We start from the raw sequence: 5,792 nt of genomic DNA, 5'->3' as shown, positions 1-5,792 counted from the left end.
CAAAAGCAAAGAGAATGGATAACATATAGAGATAACAAGGCTGAACAAGATGCAGCTGAGTATGAAGGTGGGACTATTTTTTTATGAAAAAACAAATTCATGTAATAGACAAAAGAAAAGTGAGTAATGAAGAGTTAAAACAAATATTATTAGAAAACAAAAACATAAAATTTGTATCTCTAATGGGTGTTGACCTTGGTGGAAATGCCACAGATGAAAAAATACCAGTAAGTTTATTATTAGATGATGTAGATGATTTTCTAAAATCTGCAATACAAACAGATGGATCAAGTGTTGAACTTCACAACATAGCAACATTAAACAATGCAAAAGTAGATTTAATGCCAGACCAAGATTGTAACTGGTATGTAGATTATAATTTACAAAATATCGACAGTGAAACAGGACTTCCAGTAGGAACTCTTAAAATACCAGCTCTTTTAATACACGATAATAAAAGAGTAGGTTCAAGAGGAATACTTAGAAAAGCTCAATCTAACTTTAAAAAATCATTAATAGAGATATTTACTGAGTATCCAAAAATGTTAAACAGTATAGGTGTAGATAGTGTAAATGATATAGAAGATATTGTTTTAACTGCAGCTACTGAATTAGAATTCTGGGTAAATACTCCTGAAGATAAAGCTGATTTAGAGCAATTATCTGTATCACAAAGTTTAAAAGAACAATACTGGAAAAGAACTCACGGAATAATAAGAACTTGTTTAGAACAATCACTAGAAAAATTAGAAAAAATGGGAATATCTCCAGAAATGGCTCACAAAGAAGTTGGTGGGATAGCTAGTTCTATAACTAGAGATGGAAAAACTAAGCATGCTATGGAGCAGCTTGAAATATCTTGGAAATTCGATACTCCAATACAAGCAGCTGACAATGAAATGGCAGTAAGGGAAGTAGTAGAAGATATATTTTCAATGAACGGTCTAGAAGTTACATTTAAAGCAAAACCAATTCAAGGAGTTGCAGGAAGTGGTGGACATACTCACTTTGGAGTAAGTTTAATACTTAAAGATGGAACATTTAAAAATTTATTTGCTCCGCAAGATATGACGAAAGACTACTTAAGTGAAGCTGGATACGGTGCTTTAATGGGACTTTTATACAACTATGAAGTTATAAGCCCTATAGTTACTAATAGTATAGATGGATTTGAAAGACTTGTACCTGGATTTGAAGCTCCAGTTTGTGTAGTTACTTCACTAGGACATACTTATGAAACTCCATCAAGAAACAGATCTGTACTTGTAGGACTTATAAGAGATGCTAAAAAGCCTAAATCACTTAGATTTGAACTTAGATCTCCAAATCCACTTTCAAACACTTACTTAGTAATGGCAGCTGGATACCAAGCTATGTTAGATGGTATAAAATTTGCAGCTAAGAGTGGTTTAGATACTAAAGCTTTAGAAAAAGAATTATCTAAAGATATCGGGGAAGAAGGTTTATACCTAGAAAAAGATAGAAAATACAGAGATGAAAACAATGTATTTGATTATTATAATGATGAAGAAAGAAATGAAAGATTTGGAATGCCACCTGCTACAGTTTATGAAAATATGCTAAATCTTGATAAATATAAAGAAAAATTAGAATGTTTAAAAGATGGAAATGTATTTACTGATAGTATAATTGACTCATTTAAATACGGTTCACTTGATAAGTGGAAAAAAGAATTAAGACACAGAATAATACATGATGACATGGAATTATTAAGAGGTTATGTAAAATTACACAATAAAGAAAATATGGATGCTCTAGATGAAGTTAATTGGAATAAAATTTCTGATATAAAATTCAATATCATGAAAGATACATTAACTAGAAAATCATTATTTACAAGAATAAATGATGCTATAGATGCTAAGGATTATGAAAAAGTTTCAGAATTACAATTAGAGCTTAGCAAATATATGAAAGAAATAAGAGTACTATATTCAACTTACAAAAAAAATATTTATTAATTTAAAATTTAAACTGCTATATAGAAATTTTATCTATATAGCAGTTTTTTAATTGCAAGGAAATTATATTTATTTATAAATTATGGATAAGTATAATTTCATTACATGGATTTTAAAAAATCTAAACTTTTAAGCCTCTTTATGATAATGATTTTGTAAAAAATTAAAATATAATAATGGGAGATATATAAACTTAGAAATTAAAGTGTTTATAAGTATATAAAGTAGATATGAAATAATAAAAATATTATAATCAGATATGATGCAATCTTCCTCAAATAACAATATGTATCGTGTTTTAATATAGGAAAATCAAAGGTAATAATTATTATTAATAAAAAAGAAATTAAAATATTAAAATTAAAAAAATTGATATATCTAAACATAGAAGCTGAATAAATCAAAAATGATATAAAACAAATCCCTACAAAAAATCTATTATTTTTTGATAAAAAAGGCAAAGTTCTATTTATCAATTTCCTTATACTTATTTTATTTATTTTAAAATAAATATCTTTTAGAAGGTATAAGAGCAAATTAATAAATAACATTATAGTGCATATAATTCCACTAATCATGCCTAATATTTTAATCATAAGATCACTCCTCAATATAAAATATTTGTTACTAATTATATATTTAATAAGATGACAAAAAAGTATATTTTAAACAAAAAAATATAGGGGGTTTAAAAGTTAATTACAAATTTGTTAAATATAAAGTTAGTGATAATTTAGAGGAATTATAATTCTAAAAATAGAATATATAAATATAAAATGTATTTATTTGATATATGATAACAATCATTATATTTTATAAATAACAAAAAGTGATTTTTAACATATTTTATAGTATATATGGTCTTTTCATTATCTAATTAGAAAAGTAAAAAGAGGGGAGCCGATTTTATGAAACGTAAACTAATACAAGAGAGTTTAATTTATTGTATCTTACCGATAATTGCAATCGCAGTTTTTTATAATCAATATTCAAGTATCCCATGGCTAATTTTAACTGTAGGTTTTTTATATACTTTTTATACTAAGAAAAAAGAAAATAGAATAAACTATACATTTATGTCGTTTTTTGTAATATTTAGTATTTATTTTCTAATAACAAACAATATGAAAAGTAATCTATTAATTCAATTTAACTTAGGGTTTGTTATGTTTTTAGCTATACTGACATTAATCTTAGAAGCTGTAGATATGAGTATATGTAAAATTGCATTTCAAGATATTTTAATGATGTTAGGCGAAAGCAAGATGAGCATATATAAAATAGGCAAGAAAAGTAAAGTAAGCTTAAACTTAAAAAAATTATCTACTATAATTATAGTAGAATTATTGAGTTGTGATTTGATAGGGATTTATTGTATCAATATCAAAAATATGAAGAACTTAAGTTATATGGTAAGTTATGAAATTTTAGCTATTATAATCTTCACATTAATAGAATTATATCAATTAAATATAATCAGAAGTAAAATAAAATACATAAAATATAAGAATAACAAGCTTATAAAAGAAAAAGTTGACTTAGGTAAAGTTATTAATTTAGAACAGTATAGATAATAAAAAAGAGGTTTTTAAAACCTCTTTTTTAATTCCAACCTATTAACTAAAGCAACGGAATCTTTGATTTGTTGGCGCCATAAGAAAAGAGAATTTTTAAATTCTAAGGAAATTATACTTATAGAAGCTCCATTACGTAATCGCCGATTTTTTCTGGATTTATATTTTTCTTCACATGGACTAAATTTTCTAACATAAAATTAAATCTATGGTCTAAATCACCATTTACCATTAAATCAAAAATTTCTTGTAATTCTGCATCATTATTATATACAATGCCGATTCCTTTATCTATTATAAATTTTGAGTTTTCGATTTCTTGACCTACCTTAGGTGTCTTTATAATAATTGGTATTTGAGCATTTATAGCTTCAAATAAAGTTGCACCACCGGGTTTAGTTACTAAAAGATCATTATCTTTAAGAAGTTCAGGCATATTAGTTACAAATCCCAATACTTCTATATTTTTTAGCGGTTTTTTAACTGTTAAATTGTTAAATAGTTTTTCGTTTTTTCCAGTTACAATAGTAACATGAAGTTTGTCTTTATAATTGCCACAAAACTCATCTAGCCATCTAACAAAATCTTCATCAAAGTCAAATAAACCTCTACCACCGCCCATAAGAAGTACATTGTATTTTCCATCTTGAAAATATACTTTATCTTTTATATTAAACCTCTTATCTGTCGGCACACCAGTAACTCTAAAAATATCAGGATTTAATCCTTTTTGAACATATCTATGTTTAATCTCATAAGTAGGAACAAAATACATATCAGTATTTGGGAAAATCCACTCTAGACTATCTACAACATCAGTTATAACTGTTATACAGGGGATAGGTGTATTTTCCTTTTTTGAATTAAAATCGTGAACACATCCAGCAGCTGATGGAAATGTAGATATTATTAAATCTGGTTTTATTTCTAATATATACTCTGTCAATTTTGGAGTATATATTTTATAAGTTATATCAAACTTTGAATTAAAATTCTTTTTAGCATAATAGTAATAATTATAAAGTTCTGGAACATACTTAGTATTTCTCTCGTACATTTTAACCATTGGGTTATTTATGCGTGGGATACTGGCATTTATAAAGTTTTGAATTACTATATTATAATTTGGATTTTTTTCTAAAATATATTCTTTTATAGCATTTGCTGCACTGACATGACCAGCACCAAATTGAGCAGTTAATATTAATATAGTCTTATTAATATTATTCAAAATATCACCTCCAATTAAAAATAATACCATTTATAGTATTATACAGTTATATCAAATTTAAAGCAAATTTTATACAAATATTTACTAAAATTAATAACAGGTTTACTAAAATAAGTAAAAATAAAAAATAAAGGAAAAAGATAATAAAGAGCAAATTAGATATAGAGGTGATTTTATGGATGATGTAAAATCTAAAAAAACTCAAGAAATAAAAGGAGACGATTTTTCTGAATTAATAAAGTTGGTATTATTTTCGGGAATAGGATGTTGTATATTTTTCTTACCACTTAGTATAAATAGACAAGTTGTTTTTCCTGTATTTTTTATTACAAATTTAGTTTATTTAAAATATGAAGGATTTGTATATATTTGTATAATCGTATTTATTGCACTTTTAGCTATAAAAGAAATAGCAAAAAATGAAAAGACTCTAATAGATAAAGTAGATATTGTATTAAAGTTCATATCGTTACTAATATTAATTGTTTTAACTACTAAAAATGAATTTATATTTTTTAAGGATGAAAACTTAATTCAGATAATGAAAGAAAGTATATTTAAAATTATAATATTTCTACCAATAAGCTCGATATTTTTACCGTTTTTACTAGATTATGGATTATTATATGTTTTTGATTGTTGCTTTGGAAGATTTACAAAAAAGTTTTTTAGAGCTAGCGGAAAAAATATACTTATATGTGCGCTATTCTTTTTTGTAGATGGATTTTTAGGATTTTATGTAATTTATAAATTATACAAAGAAGGAAGGCTTAGAAAAAATGAAGCTATTTCTGGAATATTAAACTACCCAATTTTACATATTTCAATAGTAGTATATATAGCAGATCAATTGAAAATAAATTTTTTACCTCTCATAATATGTTATTTATTTGTATTTATAATAACAAATCTAATTATATGCAGAATATATCCTATAAAAAATAAAGAAAAGACATTTTTTATAAAAAATAAATTTAAAGAAAAATCATTTAAAAGAAATAAACT

At 24.9% G+C, this 5,792-nt stretch carries 4 protein-coding genes; 3 read left to right on the top strand and 1 reads right to left on the bottom strand.

The genetic code is table 11. The features are described from left to right. Positions 1-83: 83 nt before the first annotated feature. Together I4U58_RS12280 and I4U58_RS12275 are read left to right on the top strand one after the other, a co-directional pair. Complete coding sequence (locus tag I4U58_RS12280; protein ID WP_195931633.1) at positions 84-1,982, top strand: glutamine synthetase; 1,899 nt, start codon at positions 84-86, stop codon at positions 1,980-1,982. A gap of 908 nt (positions 1,983-2,890) precedes the next feature. After that, on the top strand, positions 2,891-3,556 hold the full coding sequence (locus tag I4U58_RS12275) for a hypothetical protein (protein WP_195931632.1): 666 nt from the start codon (positions 2,891-2,893) through the stop codon (positions 3,554-3,556). A 118-nt stretch (positions 3,557-3,674) separates the two neighbouring features. Here I4U58_RS12275 and I4U58_RS12270 read toward each other — a convergent pair whose 3' ends face one another. After that, on the bottom strand, positions 3,675-4,787 hold the full coding sequence (locus I4U58_RS12270) for a glycosyltransferase (protein ID WP_347708183.1): 1,113 nt from the start codon (positions 4,785-4,787) through the stop codon (positions 3,675-3,677). A 175-nt stretch (positions 4,788-4,962) separates the two neighbouring features. Between I4U58_RS12270 and I4U58_RS12265 the strand changes: the two genes are divergently transcribed. Beyond that, positions 4,963-5,792: hypothetical protein (locus I4U58_RS12265; RefSeq protein WP_195931630.1), on the top strand; the 830-nt coding region annotated here is incomplete at its 3' end.

Origin of the sequence: Clostridium sp. 1001270J_160509_D11 (assembly GCF_015667935.1) — a bacterium.
Taxonomy (GTDB): domain Bacteria; phylum Bacillota; class Clostridia; order Peptostreptococcales; family Peptostreptococcaceae; genus Intestinibacter.
The sequence above is the reverse complement of the archived record's forward strand: the minus strand, read 5'-3'. Positions and strand labels throughout refer to the sequence as shown.

Bases quoted from the DNA above. Each gene is read 5' to 3' on its own strand.
- I4U58_RS12275 (WP_195931632.1), top strand. From the start codon at position 2,891: ATGAAACGTAAACTAATACAAGAGAGTTTAATTTATTGTATCTTACCG.
- I4U58_RS12280 (WP_195931633.1), top strand. From the start codon at position 84: ATGAAAAAACAAATTCATGTAATAGACAAAAGAAAAGTGAGTAATGAA.